Annotated in this window: 26 protein-coding genes; 9 read left to right on the forward strand and 17 right to left on the reverse strand. The window is 65.9% G+C overall.

What is annotated here, in order from left to right:
- Position 1: 1 nt before the first annotated feature.
- Genes fliG through JI59_RS12730 form a run of 4 tightly spaced genes read right to left on the reverse strand, consistent with a single transcriptional unit; the run spans position 2 to position 4,421 of the window.
- On the reverse strand, positions 2–1,009 hold the full coding sequence (gene fliG, locus JI59_RS12715; protein ID WP_007012315.1) for a flagellar motor switch protein FliG: 1,008 nt from the start codon (positions 1,007–1,009) through the stop codon (positions 2–4).
- On the reverse strand, positions 1,006–2,778 hold the full coding sequence (gene fliF / locus JI59_RS12720; RefSeq protein ID WP_007012314.1) for a flagellar basal-body MS-ring/collar protein FliF: 1,773 nt from the start codon (positions 2,776–2,778) through the stop codon (positions 1,006–1,008). The genes fliG and fliF overlap by 4 nt, the downstream gene beginning before the upstream one ends.
- A 6-nt stretch (positions 2,779–2,784) precedes the next feature.
- On the reverse strand, positions 2,785–3,186 hold the full coding sequence (fliE, locus tag JI59_RS12725) for a flagellar hook-basal body complex protein FliE (protein WP_007012313.1): 402 nt from the start codon (positions 3,184–3,186) through the stop codon (positions 2,785–2,787).
- A complete protein-coding gene (locus tag JI59_RS12730) occupies positions 3,183–4,421 on the reverse strand; it encodes a sigma-54 interaction domain-containing protein (RefSeq protein ID WP_138921322.1) in 1,239 nt (412 codons plus the stop codon). The genes fliE and JI59_RS12730 overlap by 4 nt, the downstream gene beginning before the upstream one ends.
- Before the next feature lie 320 nt (positions 4,422–4,741).
- On the opposite strand from JI59_RS12730, the gene JI59_RS12735 reads away from it, so the two are divergent.
- Entirely contained in the window at positions 4,742–5,566 is an 825-nt protein-coding gene (locus JI59_RS12735; RefSeq protein ID WP_007012311.1) for a flagellin N-terminal helical domain-containing protein, read from the forward strand.
- 937 nt (positions 5,567–6,503) lie between these two features.
- Here JI59_RS12735 and JI59_RS12740 read toward each other — a convergent pair.
- The 13 genes from JI59_RS12740 to flgB all read right to left on the reverse strand — a co-directional run bounded on the left by JI59_RS12740 (position 6,504) and on the right by flgB (position 16,187).
- Positions 6,504–7,343 (reverse strand): flagellar motor protein MotB, encoded by an 840-nt coding sequence (locus JI59_RS12740; RefSeq protein ID WP_007012310.1) that lies wholly within the window; start codon positions 7,341–7,343, stop codon positions 6,504–6,506.
- A 1-nt stretch (position 7,344) separates the two neighbouring features.
- Positions 7,345–8,208, reverse strand: coding sequence for a flagellar motor stator protein MotA (gene motA, locus JI59_RS12745; protein WP_007012309.1), 864 nt, complete (start codon positions 8,206–8,208; stop codon positions 7,345–7,347).
- A gap of 61 nt (positions 8,209–8,269) precedes the next feature.
- Positions 8,270–9,190 carry a flagellin N-terminal helical domain-containing protein gene (locus JI59_RS12750; RefSeq protein WP_007012308.1) on the reverse strand — a complete coding sequence of 307 codons (921 nt, stop codon included), beginning with the start codon at positions 9,188–9,190 and terminating at the stop codon, positions 8,270–8,272.
- Positions 9,191–9,197: 7 nt separating this feature from the next.
- The gene (flgK, locus tag JI59_RS12755) at positions 9,198–10,535 is read right to left on the reverse strand and encodes a flagellar hook-associated protein FlgK (RefSeq protein ID WP_007012307.1); all 1,338 of its coding nucleotides are present in this window, start codon (positions 10,533–10,535) and stop codon (positions 9,198–9,200) included.
- Between the two features lie 3 nt (positions 10,536–10,538).
- Entirely contained in the window at positions 10,539–10,874 is a 336-nt protein-coding gene (locus JI59_RS12760) for a rod-binding protein (protein WP_007012306.1), read from the reverse strand.
- The gene (locus JI59_RS12765; protein ID WP_007012305.1) at positions 10,871–11,971 is read right to left on the reverse strand and encodes a flagellar basal body P-ring protein FlgI; all 1,101 of its coding nucleotides are present in this window, start codon (positions 11,969–11,971) and stop codon (positions 10,871–10,873) included. Before JI59_RS12765 ends, JI59_RS12760 begins: the two co-directional genes overlap by 4 nt.
- Positions 11,972–11,982: 11 nt before the next feature.
- Positions 11,983–12,663 (reverse strand): flagellar basal body L-ring protein FlgH, encoded by a 681-nt coding sequence (locus tag JI59_RS12770; protein WP_038577597.1) that lies wholly within the window; start codon positions 12,661–12,663, stop codon positions 11,983–11,985.
- 5 nt (positions 12,664–12,668) lie between these two features.
- Positions 12,669–13,457: a flagellar basal-body rod protein FlgG gene (flgG, locus tag JI59_RS12775; RefSeq protein ID WP_038576127.1), complete on the reverse strand. Its 789-nt coding sequence runs from the start codon at positions 13,455–13,457 to the stop codon at positions 12,669–12,671.
- Between the two features lie 13 nt (positions 13,458–13,470).
- Positions 13,471–14,214, reverse strand: a complete 744-nt coding sequence (locus JI59_RS12780) for a flagellar basal body rod protein FlgF (RefSeq protein ID WP_007012302.1) — start codon at positions 14,212–14,214, stop codon at positions 13,471–13,473.
- A 37-nt stretch (positions 14,215–14,251) separates the two neighbouring features.
- On the reverse strand, positions 14,252–15,067 hold the full coding sequence (locus JI59_RS12785; RefSeq protein WP_007012301.1) for a flagellar hook-basal body complex protein: 816 nt from the start codon (positions 15,065–15,067) through the stop codon (positions 14,252–14,254).
- A 25-nt stretch (positions 15,068–15,092) separates the two neighbouring features.
- Positions 15,093–15,434, reverse strand: coding sequence for a flagellar hook capping FlgD N-terminal domain-containing protein (locus JI59_RS12790; protein ID WP_007012300.1), 342 nt, complete (start codon positions 15,432–15,434; stop codon positions 15,093–15,095).
- Complete coding sequence (gene flgC / locus JI59_RS12795; protein ID WP_007012299.1) at positions 15,431–15,838, reverse strand: flagellar basal body rod protein FlgC; 408 nt, start codon at positions 15,836–15,838, stop codon at positions 15,431–15,433. The genes JI59_RS12790 and flgC overlap by 4 nt, the downstream gene beginning before the upstream one ends.
- 1 nt (position 15,839) lies before the next feature.
- Positions 15,840–16,187, reverse strand: a complete 348-nt coding sequence (gene flgB / locus JI59_RS12800; protein WP_007012298.1) for a flagellar basal body rod protein FlgB — start codon at positions 16,185–16,187, stop codon at positions 15,840–15,842.
- A 215-nt stretch (positions 16,188–16,402) separates the two neighbouring features.
- On the opposite strand from flgB, the gene JI59_RS12805 reads away from it, so the two are divergent.
- The 8 genes from JI59_RS12805 (at position 16,403) to JI59_RS12840 (ending at position 22,766) form a co-directional block, all read left to right on the forward strand.
- Positions 16,403–17,092, forward strand: a complete 690-nt coding sequence (locus JI59_RS12805; RefSeq protein ID WP_038576129.1) for a MotA/TolQ/ExbB proton channel family protein — start codon at positions 16,403–16,405, stop codon at positions 17,090–17,092.
- Positions 17,089–17,619: a hypothetical protein gene (locus JI59_RS12810; RefSeq protein ID WP_007012296.1), complete on the forward strand. Its 531-nt coding sequence runs from the start codon at positions 17,089–17,091 to the stop codon at positions 17,617–17,619. Before JI59_RS12805 ends, JI59_RS12810 begins: the two co-directional genes overlap by 4 nt.
- A gap of 20 nt (positions 17,620–17,639) precedes the next feature.
- Positions 17,640–18,140 carry a flagella basal body P-ring formation protein FlgA gene (locus tag JI59_RS12815; RefSeq protein ID WP_007012295.1) on the forward strand — a complete coding sequence of 167 codons (501 nt, stop codon included), beginning with the start codon at positions 17,640–17,642 and terminating at the stop codon, positions 18,138–18,140.
- 120 nt (positions 18,141–18,260) lie between these two features.
- Complete coding sequence (gene flgM, locus JI59_RS12820) at positions 18,261–18,584, forward strand: flagellar biosynthesis anti-sigma factor FlgM (RefSeq protein WP_013834314.1); 324 nt, start codon at positions 18,261–18,263, stop codon at positions 18,582–18,584.
- On the forward strand, positions 18,581–18,916 hold the full coding sequence (locus JI59_RS12825) for a hypothetical protein (RefSeq protein ID WP_013834313.1): 336 nt from the start codon (positions 18,581–18,583) through the stop codon (positions 18,914–18,916). The genes flgM and JI59_RS12825 overlap by 4 nt, the downstream gene beginning before the upstream one ends.
- 81 nt (positions 18,917–18,997) lie before the next feature.
- Complete coding sequence (locus tag JI59_RS12830; protein ID WP_238532490.1) at positions 18,998–19,870, forward strand: lysozyme family protein; 873 nt, start codon at positions 18,998–19,000, stop codon at positions 19,868–19,870.
- Positions 19,867–21,996, forward strand: coding sequence for a flagellar biosynthesis protein FlhA (locus JI59_RS12835; protein WP_007012291.1), 2,130 nt, complete (start codon positions 19,867–19,869; stop codon positions 21,994–21,996). Before JI59_RS12830 ends, JI59_RS12835 begins: the two co-directional genes overlap by 4 nt.
- Complete coding sequence (locus tag JI59_RS12840; RefSeq protein WP_007012290.1) at positions 21,993–22,766, forward strand: sigma-70 family RNA polymerase sigma factor; 774 nt, start codon at positions 21,993–21,995, stop codon at positions 22,764–22,766. Before JI59_RS12835 ends, JI59_RS12840 begins: the two co-directional genes overlap by 4 nt.
- Positions 22,767–22,776: the final 10 nt, after the last annotated feature.

Raw genomic sequence — 22,776 nt, forward strand, 5'->3', positions numbered from 1 at the left:
CTCAGACGTATTCGTCATCGCCCGAGCCGAAGATGATCGAACCTTCGGCTGCGAGCTTGCGGGCGACGAGGACGACCTCCTTCTGTGCGGCGACGACGTCGGCCAGCTTGGTGCGGCCGCGAGCGGCGATCTCGTCCTTGACGCCATCGGCGGCGCGGCTCGACATGGCGCGGAAGAAGTAGTCGCGTTCTTCCTCGCTGATGCCCTTGAGCGCGTCGATAAGGGTGTCGTTGCCGATGTCGCGCAGCAGCGTGCCCATCGATTGGGGGTCGAGCACGAAGAGATGCTCGAACTTGAACATCTCGTTCTCGATCTCCTTGGCGAGCGCCTTGTCGATCTTGCCGATCTCGCTCATCACCCGCTTCTCGATCACCTTGCCGGCGCCGTTGATGATGTCGGCCGCTTCCTTCGGACCGCCCATTGCCAGCGGGCGATGGCCATGGTTCTCGTTAATGCGGCGGGTCAGCAGTTCTTCCAGCATCGCGATGGCCTGCGGCGAGACCGGGCCGAGCGTGGCGATGCGGTGGACGATCTGCGACTGTTCTTCGGTCGGCAGGGCGTGCAGCACTTCGGCGGCGACGACCGGGTCGAGCTGCACCAGCAGGACGGCAATCGCCTGCGGATGCTCGCCCTTGACCAGCGGCACCAGCGCTTCGGAAGTGAGCCAGCGGGCCAGTTCGAGCGGCGAGGTCTTGGGCTCGTCCGGCATGATCTGGCGCATCACGCTCTCGGTCTTCACTTCGCCGATGGCGTTGCTCATCATCGAGCGGACCTTGTCGACGCGGTCGTGCGCGACGAGGCCGAGCTTTTCGGTCTTCTCGACGAAGCCGGCGATCGCCTCGGCAATGACGTCCGGGCTGATCTCGCCCAGGGCGCACATCTTCTCGCCCAGGCGGCGCAGTTCATCGGGCTCGAGTTCGGACAGGATGCGCGAGGCATTGTCGTTGTCGAGCAGCATGACCATGACCGCGGCGTTGTCCGCCGGGAACAGGGGTACGACTTCGCTCACTGCGCGAATTCCTTCTTCTCGGCCTGCTGATCGAGCGGTTCGTTGAGCATCTGGCGCAAGGCGGCAACGGCGCTGTCGGGCCGTTCGGCCACCAGCTTCTGGGCAAGGTTGAGTTGCCTGGCGAGCAAGTCAGAACGGGTGATCTCGATGTCGACCTCTTCGGCGCCGCCGGCGGGCAGGGCGCCGCGCACGGCGCTGCGCTGCAGGACCGGCTGGCCGTTCTCGTCGAGGACGGTTTCGCCTTCCTCATCCAGTTCGTCTTCGTCGTCGGCAGCGCCCTTCTTGCCTTTCCTGGCCTTCTTGGCAGGCTTGGGCTTGTCGCCGCGCACGGCCTTGACCATCGGGCGCACGCCCAGCAGCAGCACCATCAGGACGGCAAGGACGGCCGAACCGTAGCGCACGACCATCGGGAACCACGGCATTTCGTAGAACGGCAGGGCGGCGGCATCCCCGATCGGCTCGAAGCTGCGCGCGATGACCTTGACCTGGTCGCCGCGCTGCGGGTTGGCGCCGACTGCGGCGCTGACGAGCGCCTCGATTTCCTGGATGTCCTTGGCCTTGGCGCCCTTCATGGCATCGGCGCTGATCGCGACTGCGACCGAGAGGCGCTTGATGCCGCCCGGCGTGGTGTTGGCGACCGAGACTTCGCGGCCCAGTTCATAAGTGCGCGAGGAGCGGGACTCGCCGTTGGTCGGCGGAGTCGCTCCCGGCTGGGGTGCGGTGCCCTGCGGCGCGCCCGGCTGGGCCTGCGTTACCGGCGGCGGCGTATTGGACAGGACGCCCGGGACGCCGACGGCCGGAGTGGCAGCGGTCGATTGCGACTGTGCCTCGGTCTCGGTGCGTACGGCGCCGTCCTTGTCGTAGCTTTCGCGGGCGGAAGTCACTTCGTCCATGTCGAGGTCGACCTGGATTTCCGAGGTGAAATTGCCTTCGCCAAGCATCGGGCGCAGCAGCTGCGAGACCTGTTCGCGCAGCTTGGATTCCATCCGGGCCTGCAGGTCGAGGCGGTCGCTGTCGACCCCGCCGGTCTCCGACAGGAGCTGGCCGTGCTGGTTCACGACGCGCACGGCGTCGGGCGAGAGGCCCGGCACCGAACCGGCCACGAGATTGAGGATGGCCGAAACCTGGCTCTCGGTCAGCGAACGGCCGCGCGCGAGACGGACCATGACCGAGGCGGTCGGCGGCACGTTTTCACGCACGAAGACCGATTTCTCGCCCTGTGCCAGATGCACGCGGACCGATTCCACGCCGTCGATCTGGGCGATGGTCTGCTGCAGGTCGGCCTCGCGGGCTGCGCGCAGGCGTTCGCCTTCCAGCGTGCGGCTGGCGCCCATCGGCATGTTGTCGAGCATCTGCACGCCCGATTCCGGGGTCGCCAGCGCGCCATCGGAGGCGACCAGCATGCGCGCCTTGTAGAAGTCGCCCTCGGAAACCGAGAGGGCGCCGGTGCTGTTGTCGATCGAGTAGTCGATCGAGGCCTGGTCGAGCGCGGCGGCGACGCTCGCGCGTTCGCTGTCGGCAAGCTGCGAGTACAGCACGCGCTGCGGAGAAGGCGCGAGCGCGCTCCACGCGAGCAGGGCCCCGCCGATGGCTGACAGGCCGACGAACACCGGCAGGACCTTGCGGACCGCCGGCTGGGCCGTGAAAGTGCCAAGGCGCGTGAGCATGCTGCCGCCTGCCGGATCGGTGAGCGGAGCAAACATCGACTGCGTGGCGGGCAGCGAGGCCGCCGGGACGCCGTCAGGCGTGGCTGGAACGAGCTCGGGCATGGTACATTATACCCCCATCCGCATGATGTCCTGGTAGGCGGACAACAGCTTGTTGCGAACCTGCATGGTCGCTTCGAATGCGACTCCGGCTTCCTGCCGGGCAAGCATGACACTGGCTACGTCGGTCACTTCACCGCGCTGGTAGGCGTCGGTGATCGTGTCCGATTTGGCCTGGACGGCATTGACGTTGTCGAGTGCCGTCTTGAGCGTATCGGCGAAACCCTGGGCGGGGGCCTGGACCTCGGTCGGGGCTGCGCCGCCGACACCGGCCACGCCGCCTGCCTGATCAGGGCCTTTCGGCGCATGAATTTGCTGGAGCAGTTCGTTGCGCTGGATGATCTGCTGGCGCATGGCCATGATCTGTTGAATTCCTCCAGCGCCGCCCCCGATGCCGGAGATGCCGCTCATCGACGGCCTCCTGCGGCCGCTCTGCCGATCTCGATCCCGGCATCACGCATCGAAGCGAGGCGATAGCGCAGGGTCCGTTCGGAGATGCCGAGTTCGCGGGCCGCCCGCACCCGGCTGCCGCCGCATGCCTCGAGCGTCTCGACGATGGCGCGGGCTTCCGAGATCTGCACGATCGAGGAAAGCTTGCGCGGCGTTTCCGCCTCTTCGACCTGCGGCTGGGCGACGGTGACGCCGAAGCCGGTGGCCGTGACCGGCGACTGGATCAGGCGGGCCGGGCTGTCGAACACGATGTGCTCGGGCGTGATCATGTCGTTGCCGTGGGCGAGGAGCAGCGCGCGGCGCATGACGTTCTCCAGCTCGCGGACGTTGCCGGGCCAGGAGTGCAGCTTGAGCATCGCGATCGCCGCTTCGCTGGGGCACGGCACCTTGGCCGGGTCCGGCGCGTGACGCAGCGCCATCGCGAAGGCGAGCGGGGCGATGTCGTCGGCGCGCTCGCGCAGCGGGCGCAGCGTCAGCGGGAACACGTTGAGGCGGTAATAAAGGTCGGCGCGGAAGCGGCCTTCGGCCACTTCGGTCGGCAGGTCGCGGTTGGCGCAGGCGATGATGCGCACGTCGACCTTGATCGGCTTGGTCGAGCCGATCGGAACGACTTCCTGTTCCTGCAGGGCGCGCAGCAGCTTGGCCTGGAGCTGAAGCGGCATCTCGGCGATTTCGTCCAGCAGCAGGGTGCCGCCGTCCGCCGCGCGGATGAAGCCTTCGCTCGCCTGGGTAGCGCCGGTGAATGCGCCCTTCTGGTGGCCGAAGAGCATCGCCTCGAGCATCGTCTCGGGCATCGCTGCGCAGTTGACGGCGATGAACGGGCCTTCGCGGCGCGGGCTGCGGGCGTGGATGAAGCGGCTCAGGACTTCCTTGCCGGTCCCGGTCGGGCCGTTGATCAGCACCGGAATGTCGCTGCCGGCCAGGCGGTCGGCGAGAGCGAAGACCGAAAGGCTTTCCGGGTCCGCCGCGATCGGCTCGTCGGCGCCGGCCATGGCTGCGAGCAGCATGGCAAGCGAGGCTTCGCTGACCGGATCGACATAGGTCAACGCGATCTGCGATGCGCCCTTGCGACCGAATGCGGGCGCAGTGCCGCGTGAAAGTTGAACCGACCGCGTGCGCGGACGGCCAGGAGCCTCGTCCGCAGCGTCACGCAAATCGATTGCACCAAGATCGAGGAGTGAAGTGGCAATAGCCATTCCCCGATCTGCCAGCGGTCCGTGCCGCTGGGCGAATTTCGAGTCGAAATTCAACCCGCCCATGTCTCGATGTCCCCCGTAGTATTAACCAATCTCCACGGCCGTTTATGCGGGTGATTCAGTTAAAAATTCGGAAAATTTTACACTCGGGATTCGGCGAAGTTTGACGGGATTCCGCGGGTTTATGATGGGGTGGGTAACCTTTTTTTGCCGGGGCGGCTTAAATTTGCCGCCAGCTTGCCGGTCTTCACCTTGGCAGCGGAGCCGGATGGGCCGGCGAAGCTGATCCGGAAATCGGGACATTCAACGGGAGCTACCTAATGTCTGTTATCAATACCAACATCAGCGCGATTCGGGCTACCAACGCCTCGAACTCGGCAAGCAAGATGCTCAGCACCTCGATGGAACGCCTGTCGACCGGCAAGCGCATCAACTCCGCCAAGGACGACGCCGCGGGCCTCGCCATTGCCACCTCGATGACCTCGCAGATCAAGGGCATGAGCCAGGGCATCCGTAACGCAAACGACGGCATCTCGATGGCGCAGACCGCTGAAGGCGCGCTCTCGGAAGTCACCAACATGCTGCAGCGCGTTCGTGAACTGACCGTTCAGGGTTCGAACGACACCTACTCGGCCGATGACCGCACCCGTATGCAGACCGAAGTCTCGCAGCTTCAGTCGCAGATCACCGACACCCTGACCAACACCGAATTCAACGGCAACAAGCTGTTCGACGGTACCGCCGGCACCGCCGGCACGGTCAAGATCCAGGTCGGCGCCAACGCTTCGGACACCATCGACCTGACCTTCGACGACGTTAGCGGCGGAGCCGGCATGACGGCAGCTCTTGCGGTTGACGTGACCTCGCTTGCCGGCACGGAGCTTGCCAGCCTCGATACGGCGCTGGATGAAGTCTCGACCACCCGCGCCAACCTCGGTGCTTCGCAGAACCGCCTCGACATCGCCGTGAACACGATGACTGCCAACGTCACGAACCTCTCGGACGCCCGTTCGCGTATCGAAGACGCTGACTACTCGTCGGAAACGACCGCGATGGCCAAGTCGCAGATCCTGTCGCAGGCATCGACGGCGATGCTCGCCCAGGCGAACCAGAGCCAGCAGAACGTGCTCTCGCTGCTTCGCTAAGTAGCGAAAAGTAACCAATAGCCTGCATTCGGCAGGCTAAGGCCCCGACGGTTCTCCCCAGTCCGTCGGGGCCTTCTCCGTGCCTGCGCTTCGCGCGGGCCGAAGCGATTCGTGCCGTTACCCAAGCCAACGCGTGGCGGCCGAGCGCGAATCGCGAACGGGTTAACGGCGAATCGGTAGGTGATTCGCTCTCGGCGAAGGCGCCGTGCCAGGGGCGTCATCATTCGACAGGCTCAGGATGAGCGGTCAGGGTGGCGCGAGCCTCGCTCTCCAGCCCTGGCACTCACCCCACCGACTTCCACTCAGGCTGAGCCTGTCGAAGTCCAGTCACGGCGGCGCGTGGTTCGCGTCCTGCGACAGTCTTCGGATGAGCGGAGAGGGTGGCGCCGGCCTCGTTCTCCTGCCTTGCAATACCCCGCCTCCCACTCAGGGTGAACTTGTGGAAGCCCGGTCGCGGCGGTGCGCGGTTCGTATCCTGCGACTGGTTGAGGATGAATGGCGCGGGCGGGGCAGATCTGGGTCACTCCGCGGGCATTGCCCCGCGTGGGCTGACCTGGACGAGGCCGCCCCGGCCTGGCCCGCCGGTCTACAAATGCAAAAAAAGGCCCGCTCACACCCAGGCCGGGAGATCGCGCGAGGGTGCGGCGATCGCTTGGCGTGGGCGTGAACGGGCTGTCGTCAGGTGATTGGAGATCCGGGCCTACGGAGTTTGGAGACTGGCGGCCCGGCGAGGTTCGATGGCTTGTTGCGACAGATCGCCCTGAGGCGTCCGTCTCTTGCGCATTCTTTCTAGTGTGAAGCGGTGAAACCGATGGGGGCGAATGGAAGGCGGGAGCGCGGAAGGTGAGGGCATGGGGACCCTCACCTCACGGGCCGAAGATGATTGGAGATCGGGGGATCGGCCCGATTCGCGTCCCGCCGTGGACCGAGCCGAAGCTCAGTCCAGGAGAGTGATCGAGATACGGCGGTTGCGCGGGTCCTGCGGATTGTCGGGAATCAGCAGTTCCTTGTCGGCAACGCCTTCGATGCGCTTGAAGCGGTCTTCGGCGATGCCGTCACGCATCAGCGCCTGGCGGGTGGCTTCGGCGCGACCGGCCGAAAGCGACCAGTTGTTGCCGTAAGTGCCCGGCTTGTAGGGCAAGGCATCGGTATGGCCGCGCAGCGTCAGCTGGCCGCCGTCGGTTCCGACCGCCTCCGCAATCGCCGAGATCAGCTCGACCGCATCCGGCGTCAGCACGGTGGTGCCGAGGCGGAACATCGAGAAGTCGGCATCGTCGACGAGGTCGATGCGTACGCCGATCGAGGTGTCGACGAGGCGGACTTGCTTGGCGAGCTTGCGCAGCCGTTCGGTGGAGCGCAGCTTTTCCTCGACCGATTGCTTGGCGCGGGCCGAGCGCTTGATCTTGGTGCCGCCCTCCTTGGGGCCGCCGGTCGCATCGCGCGGGATCGTCATGGCCTGGGTGCCGGTCTGGCCCATGGCATGCGGATAATTGTCGACGTCGGTCAGCGACGAACCGCCGAGCAGGCCGTTGTTGGACCCGGCCGAGGACTCCTTGGTCTTGACCAGGGTCGGGGTGAAGTAGTCGGCAATGCCCTTGCGCTGCTTCTCGGTCGTGGCGCCCAGGATCCACAGCAGCAGGAAGAAAGCCATCATCGCGGTCACGAAGTCGGCATAGGCGACTTTCCAGGCCCCGCCGTGATGGCCGCCCTCGACCACAGTGATCTTCTTGACGATGATCGGTGGTGGCGGCTCGTTCTTGCCTCGCTTGGCGGCCACGTCAGCGTCCCCTCATCGCGTCGAGAAGTTCGGAAAGACCCGGGCGGAACGAATGACCGAGACCCGAGCGGGCCGATTCGACGACCAGCGGCTGCGGCCATCCGTGAAGGCTGGCGATGACTACCTGCTTGACGGCGTGGAAGATCTGCTCGTCTTCCTCGATCACCTGCTTGAGGCGGCCGGCCATCGGCGCAACGATGCCGTAGGCCAGCAACACGCCCATGAAGGTACCGACTAGCGCGGAGCCGATCATGCCGCCCAGAACCGAGGGCGGCTCGTCGATCGAGCCCATCGTCTTCACCACGCCGAGAACGGCGGCGACGATACCGAGCGCGGGCAGCGCGTCGGCGAGGGTCTGCAGCGCGTGCTGCGGCTCATGCAGTTCGTGGAAGTGCGTCTTCATGGCATTGTCCATGACGTCTTCGACCGCATGGACTTCCAGCGTGCCCGAGGAGACCACGATCAGCGTCAGGGTATCGCAGATCAGGTGGACCAGCGCGTCATTGGCAAGCAGGCGCGGGAACTCAGCGAAGAGCGAGGACGACTTGGGATCGTTGACGTGACTTTCGAGGGCCACGGGACCTTCGGTGCGCAGGATCTTCATCAGGCGCGTGGTCAGGATGATCGCGTCGATATGGTCCTGCTTGTTGTGCTTGGGGCCCTTGAAGACCTTGGCCAGACCGCCGCCGAGCGCCTTGAGCTGGTGCATCGAGTTGCCGGTAACGATAGCGCCCACAGCGGCGCCGCCGATGATCAGCATCTCATGCGGGATCGCGTGCATGACCGGTCCCAGCGCGCCGCCGGTGAGGGCGAAGCCGCCGAATACCATGACCAGCAAGATCACGACGCCGACGATTGCAAACATGGTTGGAAGTCCCCCTGAAAAGTAGAAACCCGGTCCTGTCCCGATGGACCGGGGGCAAGCGTCAGCTCAGATTGTTGAACAGCGATAGATTGGCGAGCTTGGTGAAGCTGGCCTGGCTGGCTTCCAGCACCAGCAGCGCTTCCTGCAGCGATGCCGCGGTTGAGGCGATGTCGGTCGAGCCGATGTCGGCCTCTTCGGTGGAGCGCAGCTGCGAAAGGTTGGTACGGCGGTCGGCGGTCAGCTCGATCCAGGCAAGGCGGGTGCCGACCACGGTCTGTCCGGTCGTAAGCGAGTCGAGGCCGGCCTTGAGCGCTTCCAGACCGTCATTGGCGGCGCCGGCCGGATCGGCGGCTGCACCCTGAAGCGCCGCCCCGAGATTTTTCACGACCGACAACAGGTCCGTCGGCGTGCCGCCCACGGAGAAGTTGAGGAATTCCGGTCCGGTCAGCGAACGGGCTACCGTCTGGCCTTCGCCGAGCGGAAGGGTTCCCGAGGTGGTCGTGCCGACATAGACGGGATTGCCCGAGCCATCGAGCGCATAGGCGTCGCCGGAGCTTTCGCCGCCGAACAGGGCATGGCCGTTCGAATCGCGTGCATTGGCGAGCGTCATCAGGGTCGAATAGATCGAGTCCAGTTCGCGGCCGATGGAGGCGCGCTGGTCGCTTGAGATCGAATCGCTGGCCGCCTGGGTGGCGAGTTCCTGCGCACGGATCAGCGCATCCGACATGTCGGAAAGCGTGGCGTCGGCAAGCGTCAGGTCGGCATTGGCGCGCTGCGAGTTCGACTTGTCGATGTTGGAAAGCGATTCCAACCGCGAGAGCGACCGCAGACGCGAGGCGGCGACCGGATCGTCGGACGAGCGCGAGAGCTTGTTGCCGCTGGAGAGCTGGCTTTGCAGGGTCTCGGTCTGTGCGCGCAAGTCCTTCAGATTGGTACGCGACCGTTCGAAGAAAGCGCTGGTGCTGGTGGAAACGATCGCCATGTCAGCCTCACCTGATGTTCAGGATGGAATCGAAGATGTCGCTTGCGACCTGCATGACGCGGCCGTTGGCCTGGAAAGCCTGCTGGTAGCGCACGAGGCTCACCGCCTCCTCGTCGAGGTCGACGCCGGCCTGCGCCTGGAGCGCGACCTTGGCGGTGCTTGCGATGGATTCCAGGGCGTCGCGCGTGACCGTGCGGCCGGCGACGGCGCTGGAAATGGTGAAAAGCAGGGTGTCCATTTCGCCGGCCGGATCGGCGGTGGCGAGGTCGTTGCGCAGGGCGGTCAGGTTGCCGGGGTCGCGGCTGTTCGCTGCCGATCCCGCAGGGGCCGTCGCGATCGCGCTGCCATTGGTGGCGATCATCGCCATGTCGCCGGCGCCGGTGCCCGAAAACAGCGGCTGGCCGGCATTGCCGTTGAGGTCGGCGCCATTGGCCTGTGCGGTGTTGACGACGTCGACGATCTTGGCGGCCAGCGTGTCGAGCTGGCCGCGGGTGTCGGCCAGCTGGGTGAGGGCCTGGCTCCGCCCGGCGAGCGCGCCCGAGCTGATCGAGGCGGCCGCGCCGTCCAGAGTAAAGGATATGGTGCCATCGGCGGCTGTAGCCATTGCCAGCGTCGCCGTGGTTCCGCCCGAGACCAGCGTCTGCCCGGCCGTGCCGCCGATGGTGACGCTGACGGTCTTGTCCGGATTGTAGCTGGCGTTGACGTTGGCGACCTTGCTCATCTGTTCGAGCAGCGAGTCGCGCTGGTCGAGCAGCGTTGTCTGGTCGCTCGACTGGTCCGACGCGCGCGAGAGGCGCAGGTTGACGCGGGCCAGTTCGCCGGCGAGCCGGTTGACCTCGTCGACGCCGTCCTGGGCGTCGAACTGCAGGCCCTTGCCGACAGCATCGAGGCTGGACGACGCGACGTTGAAAGTTTCCGAAAGGGTCCGCCCCTGCTCCAGCACGGCGGCGCGCAGCGAACCGTCGGTGGGGTCGGACAGAAGCTGCTGCAGGCTGCCTTCGAAGGCAACGATGGCATCGTAGACGCCGGTCTGCTCGACGGAACTCTCGATGTTTTCCAGGCCCTGGACTTCCGCGCTCGCGCGGGCGGCATCGGCGCCGGTGCGGCGCACTTCGGCCTGGCGGAAGACGTCGGCATTGCGCACGACCCCGTTGACCCGAACGCCTGCGAGGTTGACCGCCGTCGGGGCCGAGCTGACCGAGTTCGCAGAGAGTTCGGACACGCTGATCGTGCGGCGGACATAGCCCTCCGACGATGCGTTGGCGATGTTCTGCGCGGTCAGGTCCAGCGCGGTGCGGGCAGCCGCAGCGCCGGACTTGGCAATCGAGAGGAGGTCTGCGGCCATGGTTTACCTTTGCGCCTTTTCTTGCGCCGTGACGTCGGCTTCTGGCGTGGTCTCTGCAGGCAAGAACCGTGCCATCTGCGCCTCGATGATAGAGGCCATGCCGAGCGTGCCGGATTCGGCGGTGACATCGGCGAAGTGCTCGTCCTGAAGCTGGCGAAAGGTGTCCATTGCCTGGCTGCCGAACACGTCCTCGCCGCCAAAGTCGGTCTTGCGGGCGGCGGCCAGCATCTGGCGCACGAAGATGGCTTCGAACTGCTTGGCCGTCGTGTGCAGCTTCTCGCGGTCGCTGCCCTGCGCGTTGACGGTCAGGCCCGGGGTGGAAGGCAGGATGACACTCATATCACCACCATCTCGGCCTTGAGCGCGCCGGCCTGCTTGAGCGCCTCGAGGATCGCCACGAGGTCGGACGGGGTGACGCCCAGCATGTTGAGGGCATCGACGACCGAGGACAGCGAGGCGCCGGGCCTGAACATCGCGACCGAACGCTTTTCCTCGTCGGTCGTAATCGTGCTGTTTTGCTCGACGGCGGTCTGGCCGCGGCTGAACGGCGCGGGCTGGACGACGGTCGGGTCTTCGTCGACGCGCACGGTCAGCTTGCCGTGGCTGATCGCGGCAGGCGAGAGGCGCACCGCATTGTTGATCACGACGGTCCCGGTGCGGCTGTTGACGATGACGCGTGCGGCGGTTTCTGCCGGTTCGACTTCGATCATCTCGATCGCGGCCATGACGCTGGCCCGGGTGTCGGGCTGCGGCGGCAGGCGCAGGGCGAGGGTGACGCCGTCTTCGACCGAGGCAGTGCCCGGCAGGCGGCGGTTGATCGCGTCGCGCACGCGCGAGGCCGTGAGGAAGTCGGCGTTGAACAGGTTCCAGCGCAGCAGGGGATCGCTGTCGAAGCCGGTGGCGACCGCACGTTCGACGCTGGCGCCATCGGCGATGCGGCCCACGGTCGGAATGTTGACAGTGACGTTCGAGCCGTCCTTGCCCGAAATGCCGAGCCCGCCGACCGCCAGGTTGCCCTGGGCCATCGCGTAGATCTGGCCGTCCGCGCCGTAGAGCGGGGTCATGATCAGCGCGCCGCCGCGCAGCGACTTGGCCTTGCCGATTGTCGAGACGGTCACGTCGATGCGCTGGCCCGGCTTGGCGAAGGCAGGCAGGTCGGCCGTGATCATCACTGCGGCGGCATTCTTGAGACCGGGCGAGACGCCGGGCGGCAGGGTCAGGCCCATGCGGCCCGAAACGCCCTTCATCGCCTGCGTCAGGTATTCCAGGTTGTCGTCGCCGGTGCCGGGCAGGCCGACGACGATGCCGTAGCCGGTCAGCTGGTTGGAGCGCACGCCCTGGAACTGGCCGAGGTCGCGTACGCGTTCGGCGCTGGCGATGCCCGGGGTCAGCGCGGTCATCGCTGCGGCGAGGACGAGCAGGATTTTGCGGATCATCTCGGCCTCCCTCAGAACGGCGAAATCATGTTGAAGAACTTGCCCAGCCAGCCCTGGCGGCTGGCACGCTGGAGCGAGCCCTTGCCCGAATATTCGATCTTCGCATCTGCCACGCGGCTGGAGAGGATCGAGTTTTCCTCGTCTACGTCGGCCAGGCGAACGATGCCGGAGAACCGGACCCATTCATCACCCTGGCTGAGCAGCATCTGCTTTTCCCCTTTGACCAGCGCGGTGCCGTTTGGCCGCACTTCGGCGATCGTGACGGAAAGCGTCGAGGCGAGCGAACTCGTCTGGGCCGCATTTCCCTGACCATTGAACGACGAAGAGCTGCTGGCTTTAAGCGCATCGGGATTTAAAAATGACAGCGGCCCGGCCGTGGGCGGGGTGATCGAGGCGCCTCCGCCCTTCTGGCTCTTGGAACTGACGGCCTTGGACGCCGTCGTTGTCTCGATCAGGACGATGGTCAGCGGATCGCCGATCCGGCGCGCACGGTTGCCTTCGTAAAGTGCGGCATAGCCGGTCGAGGCATTGAAGATGCCGCCGGTCGGCGCGCTTGGCGCTGCGGGCTGGGCCAGGGGCAAGGTCGGCTCGAAGCCCGAAGGCTTGTGCTTCTTGGCATAGGCCGGCGCGCCGCCGAGTGCCGCAAGGGCGGCGACTGTGGCGATGGCCGAAACGATGGTCTTGCGCGTCATGGCGATCACAGCGTCTGGTTGGCGTTCTGCAACATCTGGTCGACCGCCGAGATCATCTTGGAGTTGATCTCGTAGGCGCGCTGGGTTTCGATCATGTCGACCAGCTCCTCGACGATGTTGACGTTGGAAGCCTCGAGCATCCCCTGCCGGATCTGGCCGCGGCCGTTTTCGCCGGGCACGCCGATCTGCGCCGGGCCGCTGGCCGCGGTCTCGAGCATGAAGTTGTCCGAGGAAGCCTGCAGCCCGCCCGGGTTGGTGAAGCTGGCGACCGTGATCTGGCCGAGCTGCGTCGGGTCCGATTGGCCGGCGATCTGCGCCGAGACGGTGCCGTCGGTCGAGATGGTGATCGACGTGGCGTTGTCGGGGACGGTGATCGAGGGCTGCAGCGCATAACCTTGCGAGGTCACCAGCTGGCCTTCGGACGAGCGGGTGAAGTTGCCCGCGCGGGTATAGCCGAGCTGGCCGCCGGGAAGCTGGACCTGGAAATAACCGTCGCCGTCGAGCGCGAGGTCGAGGTTGTTGCCGGTCGTCTCCAGCGAGCCTTGCGTTTCCATGCGCGTGGTCGACTGGATGGCAACGCCGGTGCCCAGATTCAGGCCGGTGGCGTAAGTGGTCTCGGTCGAGGAGTCTGCCCCGGCCACGCGCGCGTCCTGGTAGGCCAGCGTCGCGAAGTTGGCGCGGTCGCGCTTGAACGCGGTGGTACCGACGTTGGCGAGGTTGTTGGCGATCACGCGCATGCGCTGGTCTTGGGCTTCGAGACCGGTGCGGGCGACCTGGAGTGCTGAGCTAGGCATGGTTTCTTACTCCTCAGGAATCGATGCGCATGAGACGCGCGCTGCCCTCGTCGAGCTGCTTGGCGGTGTCGACGAGTTTGGTACGCATGTCGAAAAGGCGCTGGGCCGAGATCATTTCGACCAGCACTTCGGACGCGTTGACGTTTGACTGTTCAAGGGCCTCGGGGGTCAGCCGGGCGTTCTCGTCGACCGGCAGGACGCCGCCGCCGCGTACGCGGAACTGGCCGGCGAGGTCCTTTTCGATCTGCGATCCGGTGGTGCTGACCAGCTTGAGGCGGTCGAGGCGGACCGGCGGGTCCTGGGGCGTCGCCGGGTCCTTGACCAGCACGCCGCCGTCGGGCGCGATGGTGACGATCGAACCGGGCGGGACCGTGACCGGGCCGTTGTCGCCCAGGACCGGCAGGCCCTCGCCGTTCTCGATCACGCCGGTGACCGAGACCGAGAGGTCGCCGCGGCGGGTATAGGCCTCGCCGCCGTCGTAGGCCTGGACCGCGAGCATGGCATCGCCGTCGAGCGCGACGTCGAGCGGATTGCCGGTCGAAGTGACCGAGCCTTCCTTCATCGATGCGCCGCGCACTTCGGTGCTGGTCATCGCGCGCGCTTCCAGCTGCGGGCCTTCCAGCGTCATCGGCGTCGCCTGGATGATTTCCTTGCGAAAGCCGATGGTCTGGGCATTGGCCATGTTGCTTGCGATCACGCGCTCGCGCGTCATCGAGGCATTCATGCCGGAAACGGCGGTATAGATCAGCCGGTCCATGGGATCAGGTCCTTGTCAGGGTTTGCTACTGCTGGCTTCAGGTCCGCAGGTTGATGACGGTCTGCGAGATCTGCGAGGCGGTATCGATGGCCTTGGCATTGGCCTGGAAGTTGCGCTGCGCGGTGATCAGCGAAACCAGTTCCTCGGCGATGTCCACGTTCGAGCGCTCCAGTGAGCCCGACAGCATGGAGCCGTAGAGACCCGTCTTGGGTTCGCCGTAGCTGGCGGCGCCGGAATTGCCGGTCGCAGTCCAGCTAGCGTTGCCCATCTGCTTCAGGCCGTTGGGGGCGAGAAACGAGGCAAGCGCAACGACGCCCACCGTGGTGTTGGAGCCGTCGGCATAAGTGGCGACGACCTCGCCCCTGTCGCCGATGGACACGCCCGCGAAGATCGAGCCGGCGGCATTGGTCTGCGGCAACTGCGCATCCTGGAGGGTCGTGGTCGAAGTGACGGTGCCGGTTGCGTCGACCGGGAAGACCTGGACGCGCGAGCCCTGCGCGTTCTTGATGAAGCCCTGACCGTCGATGGAGAACGAACCGGCGCGGGTATATTCCGTCTGGCCCGAAGTCGGCGAAACGACCGTGAAGAAGCCGTCGCCGTTGATCACGACATCGAGCGCGTTGCCGGTCTGGTCGATCGGGCCGAGCGAGAAGTTCTGCTTCACCGCCGCGACGCGCGCGCCGATGCCCACGGTCGTCGAGGAGTCGGAGAAGACCGAGTTGGTGACGATGTCCGCGAAGGCTGTGTCGCTCTTCTTGAAGCCGCCGGTTTCCGCGTTGGCGATGTTGTTCGAGATGACGTTGAGGTCGGTCTGGGCGTTCTTGAGGCCGGTAAGCGAAGTGTAGAAAGACATGGCGTTGGTCTCCTGGAATGCAGTGTCAGGCGCTGGTCGAGCTGTCGGTCGCCTGCGAAGCGGCTACTTGCTGTGCGAGCGAGGTCAGGGCCTCGTTGGTCGAAGTCTGGGCCGTCACGAGTGTGTCGAGCTTCGAGGAAATCGTGCTCAGCGTGTCGGACATCTCGGTCGTGCTCGAGAGCTGCGAGAACTGCGCCATCTGCGCGAGCATTTCCTTCTGGTCGACCGGGTTGGTCGGATCCTGCTGCTGCATCTGCGCGAGCATCAGCTTGAGGAAATCGCCGGAATTGAGCGAAGCGAGCGAATTCTTGTTGGTCGACGAGGTGCTCGTCGACGCGCTTGTCGAATTTACGGAACTGACGGTCATTTGAGCCTCATCGTGTCGAGCATGAGTTGCTTGGCGGTGGAAAGGGCCTCGACCATGTTCTGGTACTGGCGCGAGGCCTCGAGCATCTCGACCATCTCGGCGTTCTCATCGACGGGAGCGGCCCAGACATCGCCGTTTTCATCGGCGAGCGGGTGGTCGGGATTGTGTTCGCGCACCGCTGCGGCCTGTTCGCGCACCACACCCTGCACCTGAACGGTGGCAAGGCCGCTGGCGCGATCGAGGTCCTCGGCGAAGACGGCGCGGATCGGCTTGTAGGCATCCGCCTCGCTGCCCGACACGGTGCCGGCATTGGCGAGGTTGGAAGCGGCGGCGTTCATGCGCACGAGCTGGGCGGACATGCCGCGCTGTGCGACGTCGAAGATGGTAAAGGGCTGACCGGCCATCCTATTCACCTCTCAGTGCGCGTTTGACGTTGTCGACGCGCGAGCGGATGAACTCGAGCGTGGTGGCGTAGCCGACGGCGTTTTCCGAAAAGGCGAGCTGCTCGTTCTGCAGCTCCACCGTATTGCCGTCGAGCGAGGGCATCACCGGAATGCGGTATTGCGTGGCGCTCTGGGCTGCGCTCTCGATATCGGCGCCGTTGCTTGCGGACTTCAGCGCCGCGGCAAAATCGATGTCGCGCGCCTTGTAGCCCGGGGTCCCGGCATTCGCGATGTTCGAGGCGATCACGCCCATGCGCTCGGAGCGAAGCTCGAGCGCCTTGGCGTGAATTCCGAACAGGTCCTGCGGCATTTGTCCTGGCTCCAGGTTTGATCTCCCCGGTTATTCGCAAGGACCGTGCCAGTTTCATCGATTGCCGCGGATTTCCGGGCTTCTGCCGCTCTCTTGCCGGAGACGGCAGGGCAAGGCGGCAAGCCTTTGCCGGATGGCGGCAAAAAGGATCCGTCAAGCCCCTGAAATTCCCGCATTGCCGTCCGTTCTATCCTGCACGAAGGAGATGCAGCTTCATGCAGGTCGACAATCTGTTCGATGCCACCAGCGCCCTGATCGTTGTGGGCGGTACGATCGCGGCGACGGTCATGCGCTGCGGCCTGCGGGACACACGCACGGCGATCGCATCGCTTGGCGGACTGTTCGGCAAGCGTTTCGACGCTTCCCGCGCCCGGTCCGAACTGGCCGGGCACGTGCGCGAAATGCAGACCCACGGGGTGATCCGCACGGCACCGCATCATTTCGGCGATGCGGAATTCGACGAGGCGACCGATGCCTTGATCGGAACCCGTTCGATCGGCGCCCTGCAGGCGGCCCACGTCGCCCACAAACGCCGCCGCGTGGTGCGCAATCGCCGCGCCGTGCGTACCTTCAACCAGGCGGCCGACCTCTCGCCGGTTTTCGGACTTGCCGGCACGCTTGTCTCGCTCAGCCAGTTGCCCGGCGGCGCGGAAGGGGCCGGAGATTTCACCACCGCAATCTCGATGGCGGTGCTGACGACGCTCTATGGGCTGCTGCTGGGCAACATCGTTTTCGCTCCGCTTGCGCGTGTCGTGGCCCGGGTGGGCGCGAAGGAAGAGCGTGAGCGCCAGAAAGTGCTCGATTGGCTGGAGGGCCAGCTCGTTTCCGCCTTGCCGGCCCATGCGCGCCCTGCGGCCATGGAAAAGGCCGTGGCGTCCATTGCCGCGCGCGGCTCACGCGCGTGAGCGGGCGCGCCTCGGTCGGTTGGCAAACCGCGCTGGCCGACCTTTCCCTGATCCTGTTCATGGTAACGGCCGCCGCGGTGAGCCGGCAGCCGCCCGAAGCCTTCGCCAAGGCCGGAAAGGTCGCGGCGCAGGCTGGCGGCGGAGCAGCGGTTTCGCCGCAATCCGAGCCGCTCGCCGTCTATGTCGATGCGCCGGGTGCGCCGCCGCTTTCGCAGTGGCTGGCACAGCAGGCCGTCGATCCGCGCCAGCAGCTCACGATCACCGCGCATTACGGAGAGGCCCCCGAGGCGCAGGCCCGCGCGATGGCCGAAGCCACGCGCCTGCTCGAGCAGGCGGGGCGGGCAGGCCACGCCGCACGTATCGTCGTCGAGCCCGGGCAAGGTCCATCGCGCGTCGTCATTGCTTACGATGCGCCGCTGGTGAACGATGAGGGCAGGGCGGCTGCGCAAGTCAGCCTCTCGTCGCGCGGGACGCAGAAAAATGCGCCGGAAGTGGCACGAAAATTGCAGGAGTCGGGCCAAAGTTAAAGCTACAGGATACCCTGAAGATGACGACTGGCCTTGTCCTCGCTGCCGCCGCGGCAGCTTCCGCCCTTGCCGGCTTTGCCGATCTCGAAGCGATCGACCGGCAGGTTGCCGGCTTTACCGGAGCGCCGATCGGCGCGGTCGGCGGGGCCTTGACGGGTGTCGACCGCCGTCTGCGCCTGCAGCCTTGCCGCAGCGGACTGGCGCTGTCCTGGCGCACGACGATGCATGACAGCGTCGTCGTCCAGTGCGGCGATGCCAACGGCTGGCGGATTTTCGTGCCGGTGCGCCAGGCCGCTCCGGTCGCCGCCGCTCCCGTGGCCAATGCGGTCAATCGCGGCGATGCGGTCGCGATCTCGATTTCCGGTGACGGCTTTTCCGTCTCGCAACCGGGCGAGGCTCTCGATGCAGGTGCCGTGGGCGACTGGATCAGGGTGCGCCCGGTAACCGGCACGCGCACACGTGCCGAACCGATGCGGGGCCGTATCGAACGGCCGGGCGTAGTATCCATTCCCTTGCCCTGAACAAAAACTTTCGGTTTGCCCTTAGTACCTTGCGGCTCATTTCGAAATTTTTTGCCCCGGGCCTTAAAAGAACCTTAGCCCCGCCGTTTTAAGCTGCAGGAACTTTCAAGGAGCGGCATCATGCCACCTATCGAAGTGGGACCTGCACGCGCAATTACCGCGATCAGTGCCAGGCTGGCCCGCACGGCGGGCAAAGACTCCCTGCCCGGCGCGAACGGCGCCGCGGCAGTCAGTAAAACTGCGCCGACCGACAAGCAGGCGGCGATTGCCGCCGGTGCGGCGGTGGAGACGACCGAGGCGCTCGATCCGAGCGCGCCGCCGGTCAATACCGAACGCGTGAAGCAGATCCGCAAGGCCGTGGAATCGGGGACCTATCCCCTCGTTCCCGCCGAAATTGCGGACGCCATGATTGCAGCCGGTGTGCTGCTGAGGAGCGGCAAGTGATTACCAGGACTGAACTTCGTGACACCCTGCGGCAGATGCTTGCCGTGCTGGAAAGCGAACGGCAGGCTCTTGCCGGTCTCGACCTCGACGCAATCGTCGGTGCGACCAACGACAAGGACCGCCTGTGCGGTACCCTTGGCGGCGTCGACGGCATCGAGCTCGACGACGAGTGCCGCAGCCTGATCGATACGGCCAAGCGCCTCAACGAGGTGAACCGGCAGGTCCGCAATATCATTGCCGCCAATGTCACGACGCGTCTCAACGCCATCGTCGGCAGTCCGCAGGTCTATAACGCAACGCCGCGCTATGCGCAGGCAGTGGGCCGCAACTGACATTTGCCTTTCCCGGCAGGGGCCGTTTGGCACGGTTCTTGCTGAAACACTCCCGGTTAGATTTTCGACCGGGAGCCGGAATTGAGCGATGCACCAGGTATCGGTGGGGTAGGAAGCCCGAATGGCGGCGGCACTCGCGTGCAGGCCGCCATTGCGCGTGCCGCTGCCGCCACCGGCGTCGACTTCAAATACCTGATGGCCCAGGCCAAGCTCGAGTCCAGCATGGACCCGGGCGCCAGGGCGTCGACATCCAGCGCCGCCGGCCTCTATCAGTTCACCCAGGGCACCTGGGTCGAAACGCTCGACCGCCATGCCGATCGCCATGGCCTCGACTGGGTCGGTTCCGCGATTGACGGTGGGCGGATCACCGATCCCACGATGCGCGCGCAGATCATGTCGCTGCGCTACGATCCCGACACTTCGGCGATGATGGCTGCCGAACTGGCCAGCGACAACCGCGCCGAGCTGACCGGCGTGCTGGGCCGCGAGCCGGATTCGTCCGAGCTATATCTCGCCCACTTCCTCGGCATTTCCGGGGCCAGCCAGTTCCTGTCGGCCCTCAATACCAATCCATCGCAGAGCGCGGCCTCGATCCTGCCCAAGGCGGCAGCGGCCAATCGCGGCATCTTTTACGACGGCGGCGCACCGCGCAGCGTCGGCGGGGTGATGGATCTCATCCGCGGCAAGGTGTCGCAGGCGATGAACGGCGAAGCGCCGGCGCAGTGGGCGACGATGTCGACCAATGCGCAGCTCGCGGCAGCACCGGCTGCACCGCAATCGCACCTGGGGCCAATCGCCCGCGAATTCCATGCCGGACTGGGCGAGGCGCCGCAGATGGCGACGCGCTCCATGTCCGCAACTCTCCAAGGCACTTTCGGTTCGGGCTCGGGGGCGGATGCCGCCCCGGCGCATGTCCGTAACGCCTACGCCAAGCTTGCGAGGTTCGGACTGTGAATCTGTTCAAACGCGTTTCGGACCCCGGGTCGCTGGCGTTGCCGGCCGGTATCCTCACGCTCATCGTGCTGATGATTGTGCCGGTCCCGGCCATCGTCCTCGACATCTCCTTCGTCATGAACATCGCGCTTTCGGTGGCGATCCTGATGGCGGCGATGAACGCGGACAAGCCGCTGGATTTCTCCTCGTTCCCGTCGGTCCTGCTCTTCGCCACCTTGCTGCGCCTGGCGCTCAACGTCGCCTCGACGCGCGTCGTGCTGGTCCACGGACACGAGGGCGAGGCGGCCGCTGGCAAGGTCATCGAATCCTTCGGCGCCTTCCTGATCGGCGGCAATTTCGCCGTCGGTATCTTCGTCTTCCTGATCCTGATGATCATCAATCTGGTCGTGGTGACCAAGGGCGCGGGACGCGTGTCGGAAGTTTCGGCACGTTTCACCCTCGACGCCTTGCCGGGCAAGCAGATGGCGATCGACGCCGACCTTGCCGCCGGACTGCTCACCGCAGACGAGGCCAAGGCCCGCCGCCGCGAAGTGTCCACCGAGGCGGACTTCTACGGCTCGATGGACGGTTCGTCGAAGTTCGTGAAGGGCGACGCGATTGCCGCGCTGCTGATTCTGGGCGTGAACATCATTGCCGGCTTCTGCCTCGGCATGATCAGCCACGGGCTGTCTGCCGGAGAGGCCGCGCAGACGTACATCACCCTGGCCATCGGCGACGCGCTGGTCGCGCAGGTTCCCTCGCTTCTGCTGTCGATTGCCGCTGCGGTCATCGTCACCCGCGTTGCCGACACCCGCGACCTTGCCGGCCAGATCGGCGGCCAGTTTGCCGATCCCGGCACCTGGTTGCCGGTTGCCGTCGTGCTTGGCGCGATGGGCATGATCCCGGCGATGCCGCAGTCGATCTTCCTGCCCGCATCGGGTCTCGCCTTCTGGTTGTGGTATGCGCTCAAGAAGCGGCGCGACCGCCCGGTGGTCGTGGCCGAGCCGATGCCCGAACCCGTCGATCCGGCGAAGATCGAGCTGGAGGAAGTCTCCGACCACACGCTTGTCACCATCGAGCTGGGCTATGGACTCGTCCAGCTGGTGGACGACCGCAAGGGTTCACCGCTTGTCCAGCGCGTCACCGGCGTGCGCAAGCAACTCAGCCAGGCGTTCGGCTTCATCGTGCCGCAGTTCCGGGTGCGCGACGCGCTCGACATGCCGCCGCACGAATATCGCATCATGCTGGGCGGGGTGAACCTGGGCGGCGCCATGATCCGCGCCGACAAGGTGCTGGCCATCGATGCCGGCGAAGTGCGGCCCAACCACACGCTCAAGGGCGAGGCGACGCGCGATCCCAGCTTCGGCTGCCCGGCGCTGTGGATCGACCCGGCCCAGCGCGACCATGCCACGGCAGAGGGCTTCCTTACCGTCGATGCCGGCACCGTTATCGCCACGCACCTCAACCAGCTCCTGTCGGAACGTCCGCAGGACATGCTCGGTCCCGACCAGGTCAAGGACTTGCTGGAATCGCTCAAGGAACATGCCTCGGGCCTTGTCGAGACGATCCATCCCCAGCCGCTCACGCTGGCTGCGATCACCCGCCTGCTGCGCTCGCTGCTGGAAGATCACATCCCGATCTCGCATCCCTTGCCGATCCTGCAGAGCCTCAGCCGCGCGGTGCAGCAGACGGTCGATCACGACCGGCTGGTGGAACTCCTGCGCGCGGACCTTGGCGCCCTGATCGTCGGGCGCATCTGCCCACCGCACGAGCGGCTTCCGGTCCTGACGCTCGACGCCGGGCTGGAATCCGCCATCGTCCAAGGGATGCAGGACCCGGTCACCGGTCAGCCGGTGATCGAACCCGACCTCGCCCGCATGATCGGCGAGCGCGTTTCCGAACTGTCGGAGGCCCGCGGCCCGGGCGCGATCCCGCTGACGCTGGTCGTCCAGCCCCGCGCCCGCCGTACCCTGGCCGCGCTGCTGCGCCTGCGCGCGCCTTCGTGTCTCGTACTCAGCATTGCCGAACTGCCGGCGACCCAACCGATCGAGGTGGTCGACGTCATCGGCAGTGCGCCGCCGCAGCGACAGGCTCCGGGCCTGCCGCGACCAGACCATAACGATCCAGCTGAAAGCATGGCAGCATGAAGCACGATCCCAATGCATTCGCGCCCGCGCCGACCTACAAGGTCAACACTGCGCAGTCCCGGCGTGTCAGTGGCGCCTATCAGGGTGACGTGGCGGACCGGGTTCGCCGGTTCCTGCCCATGGTCAGGCGGCTTGCCTGGCATGTGAACGGAACCGGCCGGCCCGGTATCGAACTCGAAGACCTGATGCAGGCTGGCCTCGTCGCCCTGACCGAGTGCGCCCAGCGTCATCAGGGGCCGGGCGAGGACGGCTTTGCCGCCTATGCCAAGATGCGCGTGCGCGGGGCGATGGTGGACCTGATCCGCCGGACGCTTCCGATGTCACGCGGTGCCAGCGAAAGGCGTCGCCTGCTGGCCGAAAAGCAGACCGAACTGCGCGGGGTGCTGGGCCGCGATCCATTGCCGCAGGAACTGGCCGAGGCCATGGGCATCGACGAAGCGGAACTGCACGCCCTGCGCGATTCCAGCCAGCCGCTGCACTTCGAGCCGATCGACGAGATCTATTCGGACCAGAACATGGCCTTTGCCGACGAGACCCCCGACAGCCTTTCCATCCTCCAGGAAGAGGAGATGCGCGAGGCGGTCATCGCCGCCATCGCCGAGCTTCCCGAGAGGCTCAAGCTGATCGTCTCGCTCTATTTCGTGGAGGAACTGAATCTCTCCGAAATCGCGCAAGTGCTCGATGTCTCGATCCCGCGCGTCCACCAGCTCAAGGCGCAGGCTCTCGCCAAGCTGCGCGAGGCGCTGGAAGGCATGGCGGAGATCATCTGATTCCGGCCTG

This window comes from Novosphingobium pentaromativorans US6-1 (genome assembly GCF_000767465.1).
GTDB classification, from domain to species: domain Bacteria; phylum Pseudomonadota; class Alphaproteobacteria; order Sphingomonadales; family Sphingomonadaceae; genus Novosphingobium; species Novosphingobium pentaromativorans.

Coding starts and splice junctions, on each gene's coding strand:
- fliF (WP_007012314.1), bottom strand. CDS start 2,778: ATGCCCGAGCTCGTTCCAGCCACGCCTGACGGCGTCCCGGCGGCCTCG.
- fliE (WP_007012313.1), bottom strand. CDS start 3,186: ATGAGCGGCATCTCCGGCATCGGGGGCGGCGCTGGAGGAATTCAACAG.
- JI59_RS12730 (WP_138921322.1), bottom strand. CDS start 4,421: ATGGCTATTGCCACTTCACTCCTCGATCTTGGTGCAATCGATTTGCGT.
- JI59_RS12735 (WP_007012311.1), top strand. CDS start 4,742: ATGTCTGTTATCAATACCAACATCAGCGCGATTCGGGCTACCAACGCC.
- motA (WP_007012309.1), bottom strand. CDS start 8,208: ATGTTTGCAATCGTCGGCGTCGTGATCTTGCTGGTCATGGTATTCGGC.
- JI59_RS12750 (WP_007012308.1), bottom strand. CDS start 9,190: ATGGCGATCGTTTCCACCAGCACCAGCGCTTTCTTCGAACGGTCGCGT.
- flgK (WP_007012307.1), bottom strand. CDS start 10,535: ATGGCCGCAGACCTCCTCTCGATTGCCAAGTCCGGCGCTGCGGCTGCC.
- JI59_RS12760 (WP_007012306.1), bottom strand. CDS start 10,874: ATGAGTGTCATCCTGCCTTCCACCCCGGGCCTGACCGTCAACGCGCAG.
- JI59_RS12765 (WP_007012305.1), bottom strand. CDS start 11,971: ATGATCCGCAAAATCCTGCTCGTCCTCGCCGCAGCGATGACCGCGCTG.
- JI59_RS12770 (WP_038577597.1), bottom strand. CDS start 12,663: ATGACGCGCAAGACCATCGTTTCGGCCATCGCCACAGTCGCCGCCCTT.
- flgG (WP_038576127.1), bottom strand. CDS start 13,457: ATGCCTAGCTCAGCACTCCAGGTCGCCCGCACCGGTCTCGAAGCCCAA.
- JI59_RS12780 (WP_007012302.1), bottom strand. CDS start 14,214: ATGGACCGGCTGATCTATACCGCCGTTTCCGGCATGAATGCCTCGATG.
- JI59_RS12785 (WP_007012301.1), bottom strand. CDS start 15,067: ATGTCTTTCTACACTTCGCTTACCGGCCTCAAGAACGCCCAGACCGAC.
- JI59_RS12790 (WP_007012300.1), bottom strand. CDS start 15,434: ATGACCGTCAGTTCCGTAAATTCGACAAGCGCGTCGACGAGCACCTCG.
- flgC (WP_007012299.1), bottom strand. CDS start 15,838: ATGGCCGGTCAGCCCTTTACCATCTTCGACGTCGCACAGCGCGGCATG.
- flgB (WP_007012298.1), bottom strand. CDS start 16,187: ATGCCGCAGGACCTGTTCGGAATTCACGCCAAGGCGCTCGAGCTTCGC.
- JI59_RS12805 (WP_038576129.1), top strand. CDS start 16,403: ATGCAGGTCGACAATCTGTTCGATGCCACCAGCGCCCTGATCGTTGTG.
- JI59_RS12815 (WP_007012295.1), top strand. CDS start 17,640: ATGACGACTGGCCTTGTCCTCGCTGCCGCCGCGGCAGCTTCCGCCCTT.
- flgM (WP_013834314.1), top strand. CDS start 18,261: ATGCCACCTATCGAAGTGGGACCTGCACGCGCAATTACCGCGATCAGT.
- JI59_RS12840 (WP_007012290.1), top strand. CDS start 21,993: ATGAAGCACGATCCCAATGCATTCGCGCCCGCGCCGACCTACAAGGTC.